The following is a 22,139-nucleotide window of genomic DNA, read 5'->3' on the forward strand; positions in this document are numbered from 1 at the left end:
TACCAATGAGTTGTGGCGATCGCATGTGAGATATGAATTGGCATTTGGATTAGTACTAGTATAAAAAGGTAGGGAATTCTTAACAGCGAAACAATGTGTGTTATTCATTCTGTTTAGCCACTTATAAATATCTACCAAAACCTGTCCCTACTAACTACTAACAACCAACAACCACTAACCAACAACCAACTATGAATGATTGGCTGAGTCAGAACCGTTCTGTTTTTCAACTAGCACAAATTATTGCTTGGGCAGCTAATCACCCAATTATCAGTTTCATCATTCTATTATTTGTCCTAGCTATACTTGCCAGTATTATGCAAGCAATTGGGCGTTTGGTTGAAGTAGTTAGTAAATCTATATTACAAGTTCCTTTGAAGTTAATTTTAGCTGTTGTTAAGTTTAGTTTTTTATCACTTAATCAAATTGGTGGTGTGGCAATCAAAAAGTTAACTAATTCTCAGAAATACAACCATGATTTACCTGTTTTACCAGCAGCAAACTCTCAATTGATGCAGCTTAAAAAGCAACAAAGATTAGAAGAGATTTGCCAACGGCTAGCTGAAATTCACAAGGAACAACAGGAACTTTTGCAAGAAGCCACAGAACTTTTAGCTAAATCGGAGATTGCAAGCGAACAGGAGATAATTGGCAAATAATTTCGTCTTCTTTGCCACTTAAATAATTCCTAAAGCGTTGAGCTAAAGGTGGGACAATTACTAAGGGGTTGCTAAATCCAGAAAATATGTAGATTCCATGATATTCGGGAATAGCACCGATTACCGGAAGGCGATCGCTACTAAATGCCACTAAACAATGATGCCAAGTTCCTGGTAAACTAGACAATACTGGTAATATTTCTCCTATACTCCGCCTCAGCCAGCTTTCACTTATTTTTCCATCTATCTCAGCATTTGGCTCGGTGAGAACACGGCTAATTTGACCCAAGCGTATACTACGATCTTGAAACTGAATTGCACCCGCATCTAAAATTGGTGGTGCTGGTTCATTTCCGGGTTCATTCCATAGTTCATCAACTCTGCTAGACTCTGCTTCCAATTGAAAGCGTTGTAGATGAGCCGGCATTACTAAGGTACGCAATTGCACTTCTACGGGTGGAGTTTGGATCATCTCTGCATGGGTGAAATACAAACGTATGGGAATACCGGATGCTTTTAGTAATTGTCGAGAAAATCCGCCAGCACAGACGACAACGTTAGCGCTGTGATAGGTTTTTGTAGTTGTTTTTATAGTAGGTGAAGCATGGTTTGAGGTGAAGTTCTGTACTTGGGTAATTTCCATTTCACCTCCAAGCCGCAGAAACGCTTGAATGTAAGCTTGTGCTGTTTTTTCTGGGTTAATATGACCGTGTTTGACAGTTAAAGCACCTGCGATCGCTTTTTTATTTAATAATGGTTCCATCTCCCATGCTTGATCAACACTAAGTAACTTGGGAGGAATCGCAAAATGACTATAGGACGCCGCAGCTACTTCTGGATCGCTATCATTAGCGATGGTTAATAATAAATCCAACTCCCGAAATTCAATATCAGTGTCTAACTCTTGCGCCAGAATGCGATAACGTGCTATTCCCTCATCACACAACTGACGCGTGAGGGGAGTTGTACCAGACCAAAAAGCTAAACCACCATAACTATAGCGAGTGGCATTGCCTAAGGTAGCATCTTGTTCTAACAAAAGTACTGAAAAGCCTGTTCTGACTAGTTCATAGGCAAGTGCAGCACCCGTAAAACCCGCACCAATCACAATCCAATCGTAGGTTTTCATCGTTTCGTTACAACTAAAGATGACTTAATCCAAGGATAAGCCGACTTTAGTCAACTTAAGTTATTGGCCCCAAATTTATTTAAGGGCGAGATGTTAAGTGCGCCCTTGAGATTATAGGAAAAAAACGAACACAGATGTACACAGATGCACACCGATAAAGTTGTAATTGATCTAAACGAGAAGGTCTATATATTTTTTATTTCATAATATTTACTGGCTTATTTCCCCTACGTTTTGCTTTCAGAGCAATGGCAGCTAAGATAAAAAATAAAGTTGAACCCAAATAGGTTGAAGGTTCAGGTGCTGCTACTTTTACTTGGCTTTTTCTTACTGCTACTAAAGTGAGATTTGTTTTATTCTCAAAAGAGCGTTTATAAGAGCCATTAATAATAGCTCTAGCTAGTTCTTCGTTTCCCACAAAATCAGATTCTTGAAATTCATTCAAAAAGCTAATATTTTGGCTGTTTTGATATGCGAGAAAATCATCATTTCCAGCAGTATTGACATTGCCAGTGAGTAAAAAGTAATCTAAAGGACTTATGCCAATGCTTTGATTGCCAGAGATCACAGCAGCAATCAAATCTGAGATATTTGCTGGGTCAATATCACTCGTATCAAATAACAAAAATGAAATATCTCCAATTGATCTGGCATTTTCTGTTAGGGGGTCATCTATTGATGTTCCTAAATTTAAATAAGCTGTGAAATCAAAAGAAAACAACTCTCCAGCATCAATGTCAAAATTACCAACAATTTTTCCCAGAGTATCTGCTGTTCCTAAATAACTTGTACCTTGACCACTAGCGAGACTCAAACCCACTTTAGTGTATGCTTGTGGCGGAGTAAACGTGAAATCTGTTTGTACTTGTTGATTGAGAGTTAATACTGTTGCATCTTCACTAAAAGTAGAGGCATTGGTGTTAGCCTGATTTTGTCTGTCAATGATTCCAAAACTTTCACTAAAGTTGGTAAAACTTAATCCTTCTTGGGCAAAAGCCAGAGTAGCTGCTTGGCTGGGTGGGGTTGCTAAGATAGAACTAGCTATCATTGGAGTAATTACCATTAAACATTGCTTAGCAAATCCCAGATATCGCTTCATATTTTCCTCTTTAATTCCTTTTGGAATCTTAGTTAATTTTCCTGAATTTTTGAGTAATAACCAATACTACTACGTGCAATGGTTTAATTTCGCAAATTCTCAAAATCCTTTGGTGACTTTTACTTTTTAAGTAAAAATTAATGCTTGTTTATGTAGATTTGTCGTGTAAGTATAGTAACTCAACAGACAAGTGATAATACGTAATTTAATGTGAATTTTCAACCAAAAAACGCAACAAAATTGTAAATTTTAGGTAAATACAGCTGCAATCTGAGTTTATTTCGTCTAGTAAACCTGTAGTTGCTCGCGGCTTGGCTTCTCGAGAGATAAAGGTAGGAAAATTCTTTGTGTCTTGGAGTCTTAGTGGTTGAAATTTTTCACCACAAAGACACAAAGGCACTAAGTATTTACTCTTAAGTTAGGCAAAATTTATGTGCGATCGCAATTTGAGAAATTAAGCCAATAGTCAGATCCATCCAGCTTTCGGCAACCTATAATCTACAAAAGTGGAAACCGAGAGATGAAACTGTGGATGCACTATTAGAGCGATCGCACCAACTCAAGCAAGCGTTAATTGATTTTATTTTGGATGCAGACGATGAACTAGCACAAGCGTTGGAAAGTTATGCAGCAAAGCAGTTGCGTCGTGGTTCTGGTGATATTATCCAACAAGAGTTATCAATAGACAGTTTTGCCATAGAAGGTAAAGTGGGGGACAATTCACCGCTGGATCTGTTTATACAATCTCATCCGGAATTATCGGAAAGCGATCGCCAATTGCTCGATAGTTGGCATCGTAGTTTTATGGGTTTATTTGCGATCGTTAAAGTATTGGATGATGGCTTTGAGTTGATGAACTGGCTGACAGCTAAAAACTACATTGTAAAATTCAATAATGCTAAAACACAACGGGAAATGTCGCGGTTAAAAGAAGGAGAGATTTTGCTGACTCGTATTTCTCCTGTCACAGAATCCTACTGGACATTTTCTGGGCCCTATACACAAATGGGGAAATTAGGTAAACCAAAGTTAGCGGTGACTATTGGTAATTTTAAAGAAAATTACAAAAACCATCTTTACAGTGATGCACCCGATTTATTAGAAGAAGCTTGGCAGTCGGTAGTAAGATATCATGAACAATTTGTTGAGTTTTTTGGTAGTGATGAAGTCACAATGCCAGGCTACCAACTCAACAAAAAAATCGCTGAACTCCAGGGAATAAATACAGAAAAAAGTTTAGCCGCAGCAGGAATTGATTCCTCAAAATCTCTTGCAGAAATTGCTCAAGAAGCAGGGGTTGATGAAGAGGAAATTGAAACCGCAGCAGCAGATTTGGGTGCTGACTCGAAAGTAGTATCACAATTGTTGAAGAGCAAAACTACCACAGCCAAAATGGTAGCATCAAAGGTAGAGTTGCCTGCTGAACTCAAAAAAGCAGAAGCAGTGACAGCTTTTTCTCATCCCCGTTGGGGACAGATGTTTTTACCAACCTACACTAAAATCAAGACTATTTTAGTGGCAGAAGATTGGCAGAGTATTGAAGGAGCCGAAAAGCTAATTCTCCACTATTTAGAGAGTAAAAATATCAATGCTTTTATCTGGTATCGCCTAGCAGCAGAGTATCCAAATTCATTAGAAAAAATATTGCAAACAGTCCTACAGCGTCCAGACTTTAATTTGAAAAATGACTTAGATGCACTTTTGCAAGAATACGATAAACCTCTAGAACCAGAATTACCAGAAATAGCTAGCGTACCTGTACATCTACATAATTTATTCCAAGAGGCTTTAGGAGAAGTCCATAAATCTAAACCTAAAAGCAAGGGACAAAAGAAAGCAGCAAAAGGCTTTCAAACACTGTAAGGATTAAACCTACGACGACAAAAATTAGGTTTAAAATATCGAACACAGATAAACACAGATACACACCGATAATCTATCCGTGTGCATCGGTGTGCATCGGTGTTCGATTTCTAAAATTATGATCTAATCCTTTTGTCTATAAATTTTAGTTTCTGTTAGGAAATAAAGCCTCAAACCTGGATTAAATCAAAGTCTCAGAATTTGGGTGAGATTATTTTTTTCCGAGAGTGACAAAACAGGGTTATTGTCGATGACACCTAAAGAATATCAATTACTAGAGCTATTTCTCCGTAATAATGGACACGTTCTCAGTCGTCATCAAATTATTGAACACCTGTGGTCATCTATTGATCCACCTGGACAAGATACAGTCAAAGTACATATTCAGGGTAAAAATCGTGAAATCGGATGATTTTGTAGTGATTGAAGTGGCGGATACTGGTATTGGGATTGCACCTGAACATTTATCCTCAGTTTTTAATCGCTTTTGGCGAGCTGAAAAAGCTCGTTCTTGTCGTCAAGGTGGTTCGGGTTTAGGTTTAGCTATTGTCCAAGCTATTACTCATGCTCATGGTGGTGAGATTTCTGTGACGAGTAAACTCGGCGCCGGAAGTTGTTTTCGAGTGAAGTTACCAGTATTTGAGGGGAGTTTTAAAGATAGTTAATTTTAATGGCGTTCATTACAGTTGTTCTAAGGTGTCACGCACCTCAACTAAGTGATTGTTAAACACCTCTAAAGCCGCATCTAGAATTTGAAAAATAGCTGGGTCACGAATTGAGTAAAAGACGTAGTTTCCCTGCTTACGGCTCGTAACTAAATTACGACTCCGTAGTACCGCCAATTGCTGAGACACCGAAGACGCTTCCAACTCTAACCATTCAGCAATGTCATTAACACTCTTTTCTCCCGTTCGCAGTGTGTCTAGAATCTGAATCCGCACTGGATTGGATAATACCTTGAAAAGATCAGCTTTAAAATAACTTGGCTTAAATACCATCTAAGTATTTTTCTATCTTCAAACCTTTTCAGTTACTTTAACACTTATATCATACTTCAGTAAATGACACTCTGATTCAAATACCACACCCATAGGGGGAAGGAATACAACTACTACACTATTTAAACACGTTTATAGATCCCTTGATAAACTATTTGAATTTTGGAAGCTATCTTTATTTAGGATACGTTGAGATGTGGTTATTTGTAGTTGCTTTCCCGGAGGCTTAGAAATTGTGATAGTTCCATGATCACGGTTAGTTAGTAATTTTTGATTGCCGCCGAATACTTTTAAGCCTTTAGCATGACTTATATACTTACTTTCAATTTCTGGTTGAATAGGCTGATTAAATTTATTATAAATAATAACTAACTCAGGTTGAAAGTAATCAAAAATGTCCTGGCAATAACCATTTTCTTGTCCATGATTAGATGCTACGAAAAAATTTACTTGCTTTAAATGTTCTCGAAATGAAGAATTATCTAGAAGAGAATACCAACCTTTCCATGTTAAATTACCAGGAAAAATTATGCCGATATCAAAGTAATAGATAAAAGTGACTAGACTTAAATTATTATAATCTAAAAAATCAGGGTAACTATTGGAGAAAAAAGTGAAGCTGATGTTATCAAATCTACGATTAAAAATCTTAGCTCTATAAGAATCAGTTATTAGGCTTAAAAGATTAATTATCTATGTTTTCGCTTGGTTGCGAATACTTATCTCCGGCAGATTCTTGGCATTTATTGAAGGATTTTTAATCAAAAACTTTGTAGGAAATTGACTTTGAAAATCCTCGCCCATGAGGTAAGGCAAATCAGCTAAATTTTCGTCACTGAGATGAGAAATAATTAAGTGTTATAGCCCAAATAAGCTACTATTCATAATATAGTTGGTTGGGCAAAATCCTGTTCGCTCATTGTAGCCGCAGTCAAGCAGTGTTGCATGATTATTATCAGAGATAATTAATGCACAAAAACCATAGTCTACATCAAAAATTTTGATTTCCATTTACTCATAGGAAGTTTAGCTAATATACGCGGTAATTTTTTCCTGAAAGTCGCTTAGAAGTGATTGGACGAATCCCACACTCGTTAATGCTGTCAACAATATCTATTGTATGAGTGCCAATAGGACGGATACCCATGACATCCATTGTCTTGGCGATTTTGAGGTTGCTAGCGCCAATGGGACGTATCCCTGCACAGGAAAATGTTTTAACAATTTCTATATCTTTGATAATCGGACTAACTTCAGAAATGGCTGGTGTTTGCTGAACTTCCAGCTGGTTTGACGATTCTACTGATATTGGCATGATACCGATATTTGCGCGATCGCGAAGCTCTCCGTAGGAATCGCTTTTGTTCTCTTTTAGTTCCACTGTTGTTCCCTGCGAGAGTAACCCGAAAAGATATCTAACTTGCTCAACCATAGCATAGGTGTTAAACTATATGCAAGACTTTGAAGATAGAGAGATATCAAGATGCTCCTTGAGCCTAGTTACTTTAAGGCAGACTTTTTCAAGATTTTGTCCAACCCTGTGCGGATTCAAATCTTGGATACTCTGCGCCAGGGTGAACAAAACGTGAATTACATTGCCCAGTGGCTAGAAATAGATGCTTCATCAATATCTCAGCAGTTGGGAGTGCTACGTCGCCTCAATCTGGTAACGAGTCGCAAACAAGGTAATTACGTCTTTTACTCAATTCGTGACCCAGCTATTTTCAGGGTGCTGGATGCAGCACTAGAGGTGTTTAACAACCATCTTGTTGAGGTGCGTGAAGCCTTGGAAAAGATGAAATAACACCAATTCTCCAAAATTCAGCAACAGATTCAAGCCTAAAAACCTAGATTGTGTGCGAATTTCGTAATTACGAATTACGGATTGGTGTAACACCTATGTGTGCATCCATAAATTCTATACAAGAGTTGAAAATGACAATATGGGAATATCTGATATCCTGGAAGAACCGCAAATTTTGCGCCTAAATCGCTGGTTTAGTGGACTGCGCGGCGATTTGGCGGGAGGACTAACAGCAGCAGTGGTAGCCTTACCTTTGGCTTTAGCCTTTGCAGTAGCCAGTGGTGTAGAACCAAAGGCGGGACTTTACACCGCTATTGTGGCAGGAATTGTCGCGGCAATTTTTGGTGGTTCGCCAGTACAAATTACAGGGCCAACAGGTGCAATGGCCGTGGTTTTGGTGGGAATTGTCGCCAAGTACGGCATTGAGAAAGTTTGGATTGCTGGGGTGATGGCTGGGATTATCCAGGTAGCCCTGGGAGTTGCCAAACTAGGACAACTAGTGAAGTTTATTCCCTATCCAGTGACAGCAGGCTTTACCAATGGTATCGCCGTAATTATATTTTGTGGTCAGTTAAATAATTTCTTTGGTTTACAACTACCGCGTAGTGAGCATTTTCTACCCGGACTTTGGGAAAGTGTAACTCATGTAGAAGCTTTAAACTGGGCTGCTGTGGGGTTAGCAATGGTGGTAATTGCAGCCAAGGTTTTGTGGCCTAAGATTAATTCTACAATACCGGGTTCTTTAGTGGGGTTGGTATTGGCAACCGCGATCGCTTCTTATTTCCATCTAAATGTACCGACAATTGGCACTATTCCCCAATCTTTACCGATGCCTCAAGTCATTCCCCACTGGAATGATTTTAGTGTGATTCGAGAACTGATTAATCCAGCTTTGGCTTTAGCAGCACTGGGGAGTATTGAATCGTTGCTATCGGCGGTGGTAGCTGATGGGATGACAGTCAGCGAAAAACATAATAGCGATCGCGAATTAATTGGTCAAGGCTTGGCAAATATTATTGTCCCATTTTTTGGTGGTATTCCCGCCACTGGTGCGATCGCAAGGACTGCTGTCAATGTCCGTTCTGGTGGTAAAACCCGACTATCTGGGGTAATTCATGGCGTTGCTTTAGCCATGATCGTCTTAACTTTAGCACCCTTAGCAGCACAGATTCCTTTAGCTGCACTTGCTGGAATTCTCATGGTGGTTAGTGTGCGGATGATTGAGTGGGAAGCTATTGGTTTATTGATGCGTGCTACCTACTCCGACTTTGCAGTGATGATTCTCACCTGGCTAGTGACAATATTGTTTGACTTAGTTCTCGCTGTAGAAGTGGGATTGATTGCAGCCGGAGTATTGTTTATCAAACGGATGAGCGATTTAAGCCTAGTTAAAATTCCTGAAACCGAAGTATTTCCCCCTGGTACTCCTCTGGAATTAGGTAAAGAAATTGCAGTTTATCGGGTAGATGGCCCCCTATTTTTTGGTGCTGCGGAGAGATTTGTTACCTTCCTCCGCGATGAACCGGAAGTCAAATATTTAATTCTGCGGTTGCGGTTTGTGCCAAATATGGACACAACTGGGTTAGTCGCCTTAGAGGATATTTACCACGACTTGAAACGACACAATTGCCGCTTAATTCTCACAGGGTTACAACCCCAAGTCAAACAATTATTAGAGCGTTCAGGATTGTTAGAAACAATCGGTTTATCAAATTGTTTTGAGACAACCACAGATGCTATCTGTTCTATCAGTCCTCACATTGCAGGATGTCCTAAACCTGTAGTAGCTGATTTTAAAACAAAGGAATTGATGGAATTAAATGACTGATACTAATTTGCCATCAACAGAGCAAAATAGATATCTGTAATCACCAAAAAAGCCTGATGCTTGCCATCATTTTTAATTAGGGTGTGTGATTAGATTACACAAGAAAATCCAACAAAATTAACCGACAAAAATCACCACCCTTTGATTGCTAGGATTAACATTCAGTGAAGAAAATTTTATTGATTGACGATAATAAAGATTTTCGTTCAGAAATTTGCCAATCCCTCATAAAAATGAATTTTCATGTAACTGAAGCAGCAAATAGTTTCGTAGGTTTGCAGTTAGCCAAAGAACATTACTCAAATTTAAACTTAATTATTTGTGATATAGATATGCCGAAATTAGATGGATACATAATCTTCAATGAATTGCGTAAAACTTTTAAAATTACTCAAGTTCCTTTTATATTTTTAACAAGTAGTGGAAAATATGAAAGCCATAAAAAAGCTATAGAAATGGGTGCAAAATATTATCTGATAAAATCCTTGGATTTATATAAAATTTTACACATAATATGTACCTACCTAATTACACAAAATTAGTTTTTATTTAAAATATCTAATAATTTATCTATAAAATATCAGAATTAGTTAAATTCTCTGAGAATTAATAAATAACTCAAACATTCAAAAATAATGAAAAATATCTTAGTTGTTGAATGCGATCACAAATTTCGTCGTCTATTATGTCAATTTCTTAGAGATAATAATTTTCATGTTATTGAAGCAAATAATATTTTTATGGGTTCATATCTAGCCAATGAACAGTACCCAGATTTGATAATCTATTCATTAGAGATAATTGAAGAAATCGGTTATCAAACATTTCAAAATATGCATGAAAACTCAACGCCTTTTCAAATTCCTTTGATATTTTTAACAAAAAATACAGAAATTTCCTATTCTCTAAAAAAAATTAGTCAAATGGGGGCAGGTATTCTCCTAAAAAAGACAGTAGGGTTTAATCGGATATTAGAAGTAATTCAGATTCAATTAGACAAAAGTGTTGAAGATTTCCACCTTCCTTAAAGCTACATCATATTAACAAAGTGATTGTTATTGATCATCAAGACTGTGGGGCTTATGCAGCTATGATTGACCCTAATTTAAGCAAAAATCCAGAGCGAGAGTTGCAAGTACATACAGATTATTTGAATCGAGCTTATTGGTCAATTCGCAACCGCCGTCCAATCTACATGAATGATATCTACCCCAGATCGGGGCATCAGATGCAAAATGGCAGCACTGTTATGGACACACAAAGCCAAAGGGATATGGGGATATGTTGCTTTAACCTGACGAACAACCTGTTGTTGATAGGGAAGTGCAAAAGTTTCATAATCTTGAGGAGTCAGGCAACCCGCCCAGGAATCGAAGATTTGAATCACCTGTGCGCCACAATCAATTTGGTATTTGGTAAGAATCCGAGGGTAGAGTGCTTGTAGTGCAGAAGTGATCTTATCCGGGTGGTAGCCGTGGTCAAGCAGAATTGTAATCTTGGGGATGTTCACAGGCTTGGCACGAAAATAATCCAAGTTCTGGCTCAATAGTTCAATTAAGCCATTGTCATCACTTACATTGGCTTGAGTACAGTGGGTGAAAAATGGTAGACCTAAAGTATCTACAGCCAAGTGTCGTTTAATACCGTTCGTACACTTGTAATGACAAAACCCTTTGGACTGTACACTGGCATTACAGGTATTCTTGACTGCTTGCGAGTCAATAATCAGCAGGGTTGTCCACTGCGGTTTTTTTTCGCCTGTTCGCGTACTTTTCCATGTAAAACTGTCATTATCTGCTCTATCACTCCCTCTCCTCGCCACTGCTTGTAGTGCCAGAATACTGTTGAGTAGGGCGGTAAGTCTTTGGGTAAATCACACCAATTACACCCATTCTTCAGTTGATAAAATATACCCATCTAAAATTTGTCGCTTTGTCCACTTCGGTGGTCTAGTTTGCTTCTTTTGCGGCAACAGTGGTTCAATGATTTCCCACTCTTTGTCGGTTAAGCTGCTGGGGTACGGCATTTATTTCTCATCTTACCCTTTCTCCCAAGATCCCAAATGGGTTCTATACTATCTAAAGGTGCGATCGCTTCCGATCAAACTTAGAACTTACGCACAGCCTACCAACCTTGGCGTTCTTGGCGTCTTGGCGGTTCAATAACAAAAGCGGGTGATGGGACTCGAACCCACGACGTTCACCTTGGGAAGGTGACATTCTACCACTGAATTACACCCGCGCCCAACATTTAGCATAAATCAAACTAAATGCCATTATACTACTATTTTCTGATTGAGTACTGATGTGGTGGATCTTCGCTGGAAGATGGCATAATTATCACTTCATCCTCAACCACTACTGAACGCGGAGATTTTTTCCCAAAACCATACTTAACTGTATTGATAATCCAGGTCTGGAAATTATCAATGTAGCTGAACAGCACCGGAACAACCAGGAGTGTCAGCAAAGTAGAAGTTGTGAAGCCTCCCAAAATCGCAATCCCCATCGGTTGACGATATTCTGCACCCGCACCCACACCCAAAGCCAGGGGAAGCGTACCAGCAATAGTTGCGAGAGAAGTCATCATAATTGGACGCAGACGCGAGACACCAGCTTCTATCAACGCCTGACGCTGAGTTTTCCCTTCTTGTAGGTTAATAATCGTGTAATCTACCAAGAGAATTGAGTTTTTGGTCACAATTCCCAACAGCAACACAATACCAATCAGAGCATATAATCCCAAGGCTTTTTGGGCAACCAGCAAGCCAATGAGTGTACCTCCTAAACAGAAGGGTAATGCTGCCATGATCGTGACAGGATGCAAGAAGTTGTTATATAGCAGCACCAGAATTGCATAAATAAACATTAACGCCAGTGCCAATGCACCACCAAAGCGACCAAAAATTTCTGCCATGATTTTGGCATCACCAGAGTTTTGCAGTTTGACTCCCGGTGGCAAGTTTTTTAAAGCAGGTAGTGCAGTCACAGCTTGTAGCGCATCCCCCAAGGAAATACCTTGCAAGTTAGCTTCTAGAGAAACTTGGCGGGAACGATCATAGCGATTGATGGTTGCAGGACCACTACCAAAGCTGATATCTGCTACAGAAACTAGAGGAACCAAACTACCATTTTGAGTCGGGACTTGGAGATTTTTGATCGTGTTGATATCTTCTCGCGCTTTGGGGTCAATTTGGACACGAATCGGAATTTGGCGATCGCTCAAATTAAACTTAGCTAAATTGGCATCATTATCTCCAATTGTTCCCAGAGAAGCAGTACGGGCAATTGCTTGCACAGTCACACCCAAATCTGCGGCGCGTTGCGGATCGGGAACGATGACAATTTCTGGTTTTACCAAACTTGCAGATGAAGATACTTCCACCAATCCAGGAATAGTCCGCATTTGCTTTTCTACTGCATCAGCAGCCTGAGTCAGTGCTTCAGGATTTTCACTTTGCAGCAGTATAGTTAAATCTTTACGACCACCAACCGCCCCTGCACTTTCAAAACTGATTTTAGCTCCCGGGACTTGTTGAAACTGGGGACGTATCTGTTGTTCAAACTCTAATTGAGAAATCTTTCGTCCTGCTTCTTTAGACTTGAGCTTAACAGAAAGGGTTGCCGAGTTCACCTGTTCTGAGGCAAACACTGATTCTACTAGTGGATTTTTGTTGATGATATTGGTAAGTTGGGTAACTACCTTATTGGTATCAGCCAAGGTAGAACCGGGAGGTAATTCTACATTCACGGTGGAAATACCGATGTCACCCCCATCTACTAATCCCTTGGGAATAAAGGGAACTAGCATTACACTACCAATAAAGAAAGCCAAGGCAATCCCCAAAGTCGTCAATTTATGACGTAACGACCATTGCAGAAGGGATTTGTAGGGTTGAAAGCGACGACGGGACGAGATAGGGACGGGGTGATGGGGAGAACTTAGGATTAAATTCTCCCGAGTTCCCAATCTCCCCACCTCCCCACCATGAAGTTGCTTTCCTTGCTTATCCTTCAACAAATACGCCCCCATCATTGGTGTCACCATCCGCGCTACCAAGGTAGAGAAAATGGTGGAAACAGCAACGGTAACACCAAAGGGTTGGAAAAACTGACCCGGAATACCACCCATGAAGGCGACGGGTAGAAATACAGCAATGATAGTTGCTGCACTGGCAATTACTGCTAAACCTACTTCATCGGATGAGTCAAAAGCAGCTTGCCAAGAGGATTTGCCCATTGCCATGTGCCGTTCCATGTTTTCAATTTCTACAACGGCATCATCGACTAAGTTACCTACTGCTAATGCTAATGCCAATAAGGTCATGCTATTGAGGGTATAACCCAAAGCATACTGCACAGCAAAGGTAGGAATCATGGACAGGGGTAAAGCTACTGCTGTAATTAATGTTGCCCGCCAATCACGTAAGAATAAAAGTATGACTATGACTGCAAGTACAGAAGCCTGAATTAGCTCCTCTATCGTACTTTTGTAGGATTGCCGGACAAAATCTGCTCTGGTAAAAATTAATTCCAGCTTGACGTCAGAGGGCAGTGTTTTCTCTAGCTCCTTGATGGCTGCTTTGACTCCTTCCTCTACAGTCACCATGACGCTGCCGGTACTACGCAACACCTGGAAGGCTACCACAGGTTTATTATCTAGGCGTGCAGTTTGTCGAACTTCAGCATAGCTATCTTCTACCGTTCCCAAACTGGATAAGGGGACAGAACCACCATTAGGTAGGAGAATTTCATAGGTTTTCAACACATCCACACTCTTAGCACTACCCAAGGTACGGATACTTTGTTCGCTACCACCAACTTCGGCGCGTCCCCCTGGTAGGTTGATATTCAGGGCGCGAATTTGATCGTTGACCTGGGTAGCGGTAATCCCCAAAGATTGTAAACGGTCTGGGTCGAGATTAACTCGGACTTCGCGGTCAACTCCCCCCACACGCTTAACTTGGGCTACTCCTCTGACGGCTAACAAAGCGCGGCTAATGGTTTGGTCAACTAAGTAACTCAGTTCTTCTACGGAACGTTGGTCAGATTTCACCGCGTAGGACATGATTGGCCCACCGGAAAAATCTACACGTTCAACTATGGGGTCGTTGATGTCTTGGGGTAGATTTTGCCGAATTTGTGATACAGCATTGCGAACATCATTCGTAGCGCGGTCTGTATTTGTACCCAAGACAAAGGTAATTGTGGTTGTGGAATTACCATCAGTGACGGTGGATCGCAGTTCATCAATGTTGCCTAAACTGGCGATCGCATCCTCAATTTTTTTGGTGACTTGGAACTCTAGTTCCGCAGGTCCCGCCCCTGGTTGCGTAACTGTAACCCGCACTGTTGGTAAATCAATATTGGGGTTGATATCAATTCCCAAAGAATTAAATGAGAACCAACCAACCAGAGTCAAAATTAAAAATAAAACTATTGTGGGGACAGGTTTTTTAATTGACCAAGCAGAAATATTGAAGGACATAGATTTTAGTTAGTTGTTGGTTGTTGGTTGTTGGTTGTTGGTTGTTGGTTGTTAGTTGTTCCAAACAACGACCAACCACTAACCACCAACCACTCGAACTTTGTCACCATCTTTGAGATATCCAGCACCGTCAACTACGACGCGATCGCCTGTTTGCAAACCAGTTTTGATTTCCACTTTGCCACCGTTGAGGATTTCCCCTAGTTCTACTTTTTGAGCGCGAACCGTGTCTTCACCCAATAAGGTGAATGCGATCGCACTTCCATCGGGTTGGGGTAAGATTGCTTTCTGTGGCACTACCACACCTGTGGTTGTATTAGTTGTGACTGCTGCCCGGGCAAACATTCCTGGTTTTAACAAGTTTGTCGGTGGTAGGTCAATTTTTACTGTTGCTTTCCGGCTTTGGTCGTTAACTATCGGTTCAATTTCTCGTACCCGTCCTTGTAAACGTACGCGTTTATCAGCATCCGAGGTAATTTCTACTGCTGCACCAACTTTTACCTGTGGTAGTTGCACAGCTGGAACTTCTGCTTGGAGTTCCAACTTGCCTTCCCGAATAATAGAAAACAATTTTTGTGTCCCACCCACCACATTTCCAACTTGAGTTTGGGGTGGTACACCAGTGACATCCCCGACTCTAGCCAGTTTCTCGGCAATTGTTCCCGCTACAGGCGCACGCACCAGAGTTTGTGCCAGTTGAGTTTTCAACTGTTGGAGTTTGGCAGCATTACTTTTAACATTGGCTTGGGCGCTGTTAATGCCTGCTTGGGCGCTGTTAATATTTGCTTGGGCACTGCTGACATCTGCTTCGGCACTGCGAACATTTTCTTCGGCTACCCTGACTGCTTCTTTGGCAGTTTTCAAGGTAGTCTCCCGTGTTTCCAATTCTTGCTTGCTGATCGCACCATCCTTAGCAAGTTGTTGATAGCGCTGATAATTCCTTTGTGCTTCTTCTAACTTCGCCTTGGCTTGGGCTAAATCTGCTCGTTTTTGTTGCACTACTGCTTGAAAGGAAGCAACATCGGCTTTTTTAGCTTCCAGATTTGCCTGATTAGAAGCCACATCTGCTTGTCTGGATTCTATATCTGCTTTTGCTTGGCTAATTTGGGCTTGCAGTAGGGAATCATCCAAAACTGCCAGTAATTGACCAGCTTTGACTGTATCTCCTTCATTAACTAGTACCTGTTTGATTTGTAGACCGTTTGTTTGTGGTAAAACTGGGATTAAATCTCGTGCTGCCACTGTACCAGTGGTGCTGAGAGTGCGGGCTATACTGTTAGCTTCTGCTGAGACTACGGTAACTGTCATGGTTGGGGCAACTTGCTGTGTAGATTTTGTAACAGCATTCTTGCTAGGAGTCTGACGGTTACTTACAACACCCATCCCCAAAAAAGCGATCGCCACTCCCAAGCCAGTACCAAGTAACAACGGTAGCAGCCAAGGACTTCGCCTCTTCAGTTTTTTCCCTTCCCAGTCAGCATCTTCAACCTTCACTGACTGTTCTGTCCCCAGTTCCGAATAACTCTCCTCGCCCACTGTCTTGCCTCCACTTCCTGCCTGATTATCACTAAGCAGTTGTGCTTAAAAAAGTTTTAAGTAAGTTAATGTATATTTACTATGACCTATTTTTTCTATATTTTGCCAAAGTAAAAAATGGGTGATTAATAGCAGTACGTCCCTGTAGGGTATATATGCAAAATATAGTAATTTAATATACAAGTATACAGTTTAGCATCTTGTGGAAAGCATAACCTGTCTGTTGATAGACCAATAAATGTTGATTATGTAAAGTCAAAAAAGAAGCTTGCCATCATCTCAGATTAAGCAGTGATAATAACTACAAGGAGACACAAGCATTGCGCTGAATTTCGTATGATGCCCAGGTATTTGGCTAGTTTGATATCAACGCGTAAATAATTTAGTTGTCCGACTAATTGCTTATGATATAAAGCTTGGATCTTGAGCATTGGGCATGTTGAAAAAATAACTCATGATCACCAATTAGCCATTACCCATTACCCATCACCAATTACCGACCCCGACGGATAATAGTAAGTGTTCCAGCGGACATTATAATATGAGTAACTAGTATGTTCAATGCTACAGAAATATTAATAGATGCTTTTGTAAGGCAAATTCGAGAAGGCTACCGTCGTACCTATGGCTGCTTAAAAACCGATTATCAAGACATAATTGCTTGGGCGGGGAACATGGCTTTAGAAAACATTGCCAACAGCGACGCCCTGTATCACAATGTAGAACATTCAATTCTCGTTACGTTGGTAGGACAAGAAATTTTACGCGGCAAACACATTCGTGAAGGAGGTGTTTCCAGTGAAGACTGGTTGCACTTTATTATCTCCTTACTATGTCATGATATTGGCTATGTTAAAGGAGTGTGCCGAGAAGACCGTGAGGAAGAAGGCTTGTATGCTACAGGTAAAGATAACAGAATGATTTCTCTTCCCCCTGGAGCTTCTGACGCCAGCTTGACACCTTATCATGTGGATAGAGCCAAACTTTTTATTGATGAACGCTTTGGCGGTCACAAATTAATAGATTCGGAAGTTATTAAAACCAATATTGAATTGACTCGCTTTCCCGTACCTGCTGCTGAGGATCATCAATGCACAAGTAGCTATGCAGGTTTGGTTCGTGCAGCTGATTTAATCGGACAATTAAGTGACCCCCGCTATTTGAAAAAAATTACTTCTTTGTTTTACGAATTTGAAGAAACAGGGATGAATAAGGTTTTAGGGTATCAAACACCTGCCGATTTACGCAAAAATTACGCCAAGTTCTACTGGCATGGAGTTTACCCCTATATCCGAGAAGCACTACGTTACCTGACTCTGACACAGCAAGGCAAACAAATTATTGCCAATCTTCACTCCAATGTTTTTGTCGTGGAACATGAAGTTCCTCAAGATGAAAAGTTATATTTTGTTGATATAGTCAACAGTCAAGAGTCCATAGTCAAGAGTCCATAGTATTTTAAATAGACCATTGACTATCGACCATTGACCATTGACCATTGACTAACTATGAACTGGTGGCAAAGATTAAAGAAAAATCCTTTGGCGCGATTTGGGGCAATTTTGCTCTTAGTATTTTACATAGCAGTAATTGCTGCTGATTTTGTTGCTCCCTATGACCCTTATATTCCGCAAGCAAGTGGTTCCCTGTTGCCGCCGACCAGAATTTACTGGTTTTCGACTTCAGGGCAGTTTATTGGGCCTCATGTTTATCCTACAACTCAAGGAGACACAAATTTAGAAACGGGCGATCGCGAACTGATTGTAGATAAAACAAAACCTTCGCCTTTGCGTTTATTTGTGCAAGGCCCAGAATACCACCTTTTACGGTTGAGCTTACCCTTACCTCCCAACTGGGATGAAGTGACTATTTTTCCGGGAATTCCTTTAAATTGGCATTTATTTGGTACTACTGGCGAAGCTAAAATCAACCTCCTGGGTACTGACGATCAAGGACGCGATCAATTTAGTCGCTTATTGCATGGAGGTCGTATCAGTTTATTTATTGGGATTGTGGGAGTAGCCCTGACTTTTCCTCTAGGGATGATTATTGGCGGTATTTCTGGTTATTTCGGTGGCTGGATTGATGCTGTGATCATGCGCTTAGCCGAAGTACTGATGACGTTTCCCAGCATATATTTATTAGTCACCTTGGGTGCAGTATTACCACCAGGATTAAGCAGTACGCAGCGATTTTTGTTAATTGTATGTATTACGTCGTTTATTAGTTGGGCTGGGTTAGCGCGAGTGATTCGTGGTCAAGTCTTATCCATCAAAGAACGTGAATTTGTGCAAGCAGCACGGGCGATGGGTGCTAAGCCATTTTATATCATCACTCGCCACGTTTTACCGCAAACCGCAACCTATATTATCATCTCTGCCACCCTGGCAGTTCCCAGTTTTATCGGCGCAGAAGCTGTACTAAGTTTGATTGGACTAGGAATTCAGCAACCAGATCCTTCTTGGGGGAATATGCTTTCCCTGGCAACAAATGCTTCTATCTTGGTACTACAACCTTGGTTGATCTGGCCGCCAGCGTTGGTAATTGTCTTGACAGTTTTGGCGTTCAACTTGCTGGGTGACGGACTCAGAGATGCCCTTGATCCTCGCAGTTTGGAAAGGTGATGAACAGTTAACAGTTACCAGTTAACTGTTAACTGTTTTGACCGATGTAATAGTGGCATTGTAAACAAACCCCACGCCAAACCTGTAACCAACCCGAACAAAGTTACAACATAATTATTAAAACTCCACCACCCCAATACCTCAGCGGCTAACTCCAATGGATAAGCCATCATCAACACACTGGCAAGTGCTGCACCACTCCAACCATATTGGTGCAGCCAGTAAAAACCTTGACCACCAGTCACCCCAAGCAACAATCGAGTCAGCAATAAACCAGTTACTGTCCCGTAGCAACGCATACATACAGCCATGAGAAACGGTGATGCTAACATCATCCCCATTTCCGGTTGTGGGCATACATGACGACCCATAAAATAAATAATTTCCGCAATTCCAGGTAAAATCAACAACCCAGAAGCTGCGAGAAAAGGCGCAGCCAGTGGCCCTACCACCATCCCCAACAATAGAAAATCAGCAATAAAACTTACCCAATTAATCCTGAAGCTTCTACCAAAAGCAACTCCTTGCATCTCTGTTTCCTTCGTGTCCTTTGTGTCCTTTGTGGTTCGTAACTATCATAAAACTTAACAAATACAAAAAAGTCTAATTTTAAAGAATAAAAAATAGGGGAAAGATAAAGGCAAAAGCTAATCACCTTTTCCCCTTCTCCTTTCCCTTTTTCCCTACTTACCTACCCCATCTTGGCGGTGTAAGGACTTGTCAATTTATCCAACTGCTTAGTCAACAAGCTCAGGAATAATCCGACATCTGTGACCACACCGACTGATTCAACTGAACCCCTGTCGCTTAACTTTGTCACCACTGCTGGGTTGATATCGACACACACCATCTTCACACCCGCAGGTGTCATATTGCCCACACCAATAGAATGCAGCATTGATGACAACATCAAAATCATCTCTGCACCTTTGAGTAGTTCGGCGTATTTTGCTTGTGCTTTAATCAAATCCATTTCGGTATCAGGTAAGGGGCCATCATCCCGAATTGAACCTGCTAAACAGAAAGGCACATTATTTTTCACGCACTCATACATGACGCCACTCTTAATGATCCCAGCTTCTACAGCTTTGGCAATACTACCGTAACGCCGAATTGTATTGATGACCTTCAAGTGGTGGCGGTGTCCACCGCGAACTGCTACACCCCGCTTCATATCGACACCAAGGGAGGTACCCATGATTGATTGTTCGATGTCGTGGACAGCGATCGCATTTCCTCCCAAAAGTGCCTGTATGTATCCTTCGCGAATCAGCCGTGATAGGTGTTCGCCACCACCAGTATGAATTACCACTGGGCCAGCTGTGACAACAACTTTACCACCAGCATCGCGAATCTTACGTAATTCCCAAGCCACCTGTTCCACAACTAATTCCACGCGGCGTTCGCTGGAAACCCCTGAGGACATAAAGCTGAATTCTTCAGCATTGCGTTTTTCCCGCGATTCTGTTTTGCGAATGGTGCGGATACCTTGGACATCCACAACCACCTGTTCCCCAACTTCCAAGTCACGTAAAATTTTACACTGCGCTACTAAACCTTGGGGAGTTTGGGAAATAGCGATCGCTCCATCCATGCGCTGATTGTGTACTATCACCCACTCACCATTAATCCGCACCTCGGTGGGATAAATCGTGCTGACATAGAAGTCATCAGGAGCAACACCAGGAATGGTAACAGGCTCTAGTTTGACATCTTGTTCATCTTGTGGTAGGTCTACTGCGCCCAAATCAATGAGTTGGGAGATAATTTCTTCCATTACCTCATGGGAAGGTGCAGATACCTTCACCTCTGCGGCTGAGGTGCTTTGTCTTTGTTCTCCCAAGTTAAAGTTCAAAACTTGGAAACTACCGCCGTTATCTACGATTAAATCTAAAGCGCGGTTAATTAAACCAGCATCAAGCAAGTGTCCTTCCATGCGAAGGATGCGGCTTTCCACTGACACATTTGCATGAAGTTCTTCTCTGACTGGTTCTGTAACCCGTAGAGTCAAACATTTTGCTGCACCACCCGCCTTGAGAAATTCCGTGAGCGGCGTTTCAATAATTTCAAAACCGACATCAGCCAAACGCTCTTTGAGAGGATTGCTCGCTTTATTCATGATCACGATACGATCCACATTCACCGCATTGCAGGCGAAGTTCACCGCATCAGCTTCATCAATCGCTATCCGCTTTTCTGGTGCTACTCGCATTTCAATCAGACGGTTGGAGTAGGAATCAAAAGCCGCAGGATAGTAAAGCAAATAACCATCTGTTAACGGACAGAAACAAGTGTCTAAGTGATAAAAGCGATCGTCTATCAAACGTAGGGATAACACCTCAATATCCAGCCATTTTGCCAGATAGGGATGAGAATCTAATTCTGAACGGAAGCCGTATCCCGCCCATAACCAGCGTCCTTCCCGATCTAAGAGTGCGTCACCTGCTCCTTCAAACGGCAAGTCTTTGGGTAGTTCATAGACTTTGTAGCCGTTTTCCTCAAACCATTGCTTGAAATACGGTTCTTCTCCTTGACGCTCTTTATGCAAAAAGCGACTTAAAACTACTGTATCTCCCAATACCAGACCAGCATTAGCCGTGAATACCATATCTGGCCAACCTTTTTGGGGTGGCACTAAATCTACGATCGCATGTTCTTTGAGGATGTGGTAAAGTTGATGCCACTGCTGCACGGCGCGATCGCGCGATGACTTATGAATATTCCCCTCCATCCAGGGATTAATCACATAGTCCACATCGTAGTGGTCAGGCGGACACATCAAATAGCGAATCTGGGAAGTCATAAAAATATCACAAGCGTATAGATGCGGTGGTCTCTCTTGAATACTAGTTGTTGCTGAACCGATTCTGCAAAAATTGATACTAAATTTATACCTTTTGATAGTTGAACACTATCAAAAAGCTTCTTTCTATTTTATATACCCGTAGACACTACAAGATAAATTTTTAATACCCAAATATTGAGTGAGCAAAATCAAGAATTAATGAGTATTATCCTTATTTAGTCATTTAAACAGCCAAAATTCCTAGCAGCTAGACAGCTAAACAGGGCATTGCTGAATTTGGTCATGAATTGTGTTTATCTACATTTT

Annotated in this window: 20 protein-coding genes, 1 tRNA gene and 2 pseudogenes; 10 read left to right on the forward strand and 13 right to left on the reverse strand. The window is 41.1% G+C overall.

What is annotated here, in order from left to right; all coding sequences use genetic code 11:
• Positions 1 to 191: 191 nt before the first annotated feature.
• Positions 192 to 659 (forward strand): hypothetical protein, encoded by a 468-nt coding sequence (locus tag UYK_RS0116725; protein WP_009459129.1) that lies wholly within the window; start codon positions 192 to 194, stop codon positions 657 to 659.
• Here UYK_RS0116725 and UYK_RS0116730 read toward each other — a convergent pair.
• Positions 616 to 1,788 carry an NAD(P)/FAD-dependent oxidoreductase gene (locus UYK_RS0116730; RefSeq protein WP_009459130.1) on the reverse strand — a complete coding sequence of 391 codons (1,173 nt, stop codon included), beginning with the start codon at positions 1,786 to 1,788 and terminating at the stop codon, positions 616 to 618. The two genes, UYK_RS0116725 and UYK_RS0116730, sit on opposite strands and share 44 nt — an antisense overlap.
• A gap of 196 nt (positions 1,789 to 1,984) precedes the next feature.
• Entirely contained in the window at positions 1,985 to 2,887 is a 903-nt protein-coding gene (locus UYK_RS0116735) for a hypothetical protein (protein ID WP_016871805.1), read from the reverse strand.
• A gap of 528 nt (positions 2,888 to 3,415) precedes the next feature.
• Between UYK_RS0116735 and UYK_RS0116740 the strand changes: the two genes are divergently transcribed.
• The 3 genes from UYK_RS0116740 to UYK_RS0116750 all read left to right on the forward strand — a co-directional run bounded on the left by UYK_RS0116740 (position 3,416) and on the right by UYK_RS0116750 (position 5,415).
• Positions 3,416 to 4,750 (forward strand): hypothetical protein, encoded by a 1,335-nt coding sequence (locus UYK_RS0116740; RefSeq protein WP_016871806.1) that lies wholly within the window; start codon positions 3,416 to 3,418, stop codon positions 4,748 to 4,750.
• A 250-nt stretch (positions 4,751 to 5,000) separates the two neighbouring features.
• Complete coding sequence (locus UYK_RS27340) at positions 5,001 to 5,162, forward strand: winged helix-turn-helix domain-containing protein (RefSeq protein WP_009459133.1); 162 nt, start codon at positions 5,001 to 5,003, stop codon at positions 5,160 to 5,162.
• The gene (locus UYK_RS0116750; protein WP_009459134.1) at positions 5,149 to 5,415 is read left to right on the forward strand and encodes a sensor histidine kinase; all 267 of its coding nucleotides are present in this window, start codon (positions 5,149 to 5,151) and stop codon (positions 5,413 to 5,415) included. Before UYK_RS27340 ends, UYK_RS0116750 begins: the two co-directional genes overlap by 14 nt.
• A 15-nt stretch (positions 5,416 to 5,430) precedes the next feature.
• Here UYK_RS0116750 and UYK_RS0116755 read toward each other — a convergent pair whose 3' ends face one another.
• Both UYK_RS0116755 and UYK_RS0116765 read right to left on the reverse strand, forming a co-directional pair.
• A complete protein-coding gene (locus UYK_RS0116755; protein WP_009459135.1) occupies positions 5,431 to 5,748 on the reverse strand; it encodes an ArsR/SmtB family transcription factor in 318 nt (105 codons plus the stop codon).
• Positions 5,749 to 6,778: 1,030 nt separating this feature from the next.
• Positions 6,779 to 7,180 carry a hypothetical protein gene (locus tag UYK_RS0116765; RefSeq protein WP_235182348.1) on the reverse strand — a complete coding sequence of 134 codons (402 nt, stop codon included), beginning with the start codon at positions 7,178 to 7,180 and terminating at the stop codon, positions 6,779 to 6,781.
• 51 nt (positions 7,181 to 7,231) lie between these two features.
• Here UYK_RS0116765 and UYK_RS0116770 point away from each other — a divergent pair, with 51 nt between their 5' ends.
• The 4 genes from UYK_RS0116770 (at position 7,232) to UYK_RS0116785 (ending at position 10,408) form a co-directional block, all read left to right on the forward strand.
• The gene (locus UYK_RS0116770) at positions 7,232 to 7,552 is read left to right on the forward strand and encodes an ArsR/SmtB family transcription factor (protein ID WP_009459137.1); all 321 of its coding nucleotides are present in this window, start codon (positions 7,232 to 7,234) and stop codon (positions 7,550 to 7,552) included.
• Positions 7,553 to 7,691: 139 nt separating this feature from the next.
• Positions 7,692 to 9,380 carry a SulP family inorganic anion transporter gene (locus UYK_RS0116775; RefSeq protein WP_009459138.1) on the forward strand — a complete coding sequence of 563 codons (1,689 nt, stop codon included), beginning with the start codon at positions 7,692 to 7,694 and terminating at the stop codon, positions 9,378 to 9,380.
• Between the two features lie 164 nt (positions 9,381 to 9,544).
• On the forward strand, positions 9,545 to 9,922 hold the full coding sequence (locus tag UYK_RS0116780) for a response regulator (protein WP_009459139.1): 378 nt from the start codon (positions 9,545 to 9,547) through the stop codon (positions 9,920 to 9,922).
• 93 nt (positions 9,923 to 10,015) lie between these two features.
• On the forward strand, positions 10,016 to 10,408 hold the full coding sequence (locus UYK_RS0116785; protein WP_009459140.1) for a response regulator: 393 nt from the start codon (positions 10,016 to 10,018) through the stop codon (positions 10,406 to 10,408).
• 155 nt (positions 10,409 to 10,563) lie between these two features.
• Here the strand turns inward: UYK_RS0116785 and UYK_RS27345 are convergent.
• The 7 genes and pseudogenes from UYK_RS27345 to UYK_RS0116810 all read right to left on the reverse strand — a co-directional run.
• A pseudogene (locus UYK_RS27345) lies at positions 10,564 to 10,803 on the reverse strand (uroporphyrinogen decarboxylase family protein); the annotation flags it as partial.
• A 42-nt stretch (positions 10,804 to 10,845) separates the two neighbouring features.
• Positions 10,846 to 11,112, reverse strand: a pseudogene (locus UYK_RS27350) (transposase); the annotation flags it as partial.
• Positions 11,106 to 11,297: a transposase gene (locus tag UYK_RS27815; protein WP_219723980.1), complete on the reverse strand. Its 192-nt coding sequence runs from the start codon at positions 11,295 to 11,297 to the stop codon at positions 11,106 to 11,108. The gene UYK_RS27815 and the pseudogene UYK_RS27350, both read right to left, overlap by 7 nt.
• Positions 11,263 to 11,406, reverse strand: coding sequence for a transposase (locus UYK_RS24340; RefSeq protein ID WP_200860995.1), 144 nt, complete (start codon positions 11,404 to 11,406; stop codon positions 11,263 to 11,265). Before UYK_RS24340 ends, UYK_RS27815 begins: the two co-directional genes overlap by 35 nt.
• Before the next feature lie 143 nt (positions 11,407 to 11,549).
• Positions 11,550 to 11,621, reverse strand: a tRNA-Gly gene (locus UYK_RS0116800).
• A gap of 42 nt (positions 11,622 to 11,663) precedes the next feature.
• Positions 11,664 to 14,867 carry an efflux RND transporter permease subunit gene (locus UYK_RS0116805; RefSeq protein ID WP_009459142.1) on the reverse strand — a complete coding sequence of 1,068 codons (3,204 nt, stop codon included), beginning with the start codon at positions 14,865 to 14,867 and terminating at the stop codon, positions 11,664 to 11,666.
• Positions 14,868 to 14,945: 78 nt separating this feature from the next.
• Positions 14,946 to 16,403 carry an efflux RND transporter periplasmic adaptor subunit gene (locus UYK_RS0116810; RefSeq protein ID WP_009459143.1) on the reverse strand — a complete coding sequence of 486 codons (1,458 nt, stop codon included), beginning with the start codon at positions 16,401 to 16,403 and terminating at the stop codon, positions 14,946 to 14,948.
• Positions 16,404 to 16,957: 554 nt separating this feature from the next.
• On the opposite strand from UYK_RS0116810, the gene UYK_RS0116815 reads away from it, so the two are divergent.
• Positions 16,958 to 17,857 (forward strand): Npun_R2479 family HD domain-containing metalloprotein, encoded by a 900-nt coding sequence (locus UYK_RS0116815; protein ID WP_009459144.1) that lies wholly within the window; start codon positions 16,958 to 16,960, stop codon positions 17,855 to 17,857.
• Between the two features lie 54 nt (positions 17,858 to 17,911).
• A complete protein-coding gene (locus UYK_RS0116820; protein WP_009459145.1) occupies positions 17,912 to 19,027 on the forward strand; it encodes an ABC transporter permease in 1,116 nt (371 codons plus the stop codon).
• Between the two features lie 14 nt (positions 19,028 to 19,041).
• Here UYK_RS0116820 and UYK_RS0116825 read toward each other — a convergent pair whose 3' ends face one another.
• Positions 19,042 to 19,557, reverse strand: a complete 516-nt coding sequence (locus UYK_RS0116825) for a DUF2085 domain-containing protein (RefSeq protein WP_009459146.1) — start codon at positions 19,555 to 19,557, stop codon at positions 19,042 to 19,044.
• 161 nt (positions 19,558 to 19,718) lie between these two features.
• Positions 19,719 to 21,830, reverse strand: coding sequence for a bifunctional arginine dihydrolase/ornithine cyclodeaminase (gene argZ, locus UYK_RS0116830; RefSeq protein ID WP_009459147.1), 2,112 nt, complete (start codon positions 21,828 to 21,830; stop codon positions 19,719 to 19,721).
• Positions 21,831 to 22,139 lie beyond the last annotated feature (309 nt).

Source organism: Fischerella thermalis PCC 7521 (assembly GCF_000317225.1).
Classification (GTDB): domain Bacteria; phylum Cyanobacteriota; class Cyanobacteriia; order Cyanobacteriales; family Nostocaceae; genus Fischerella; species Fischerella thermalis.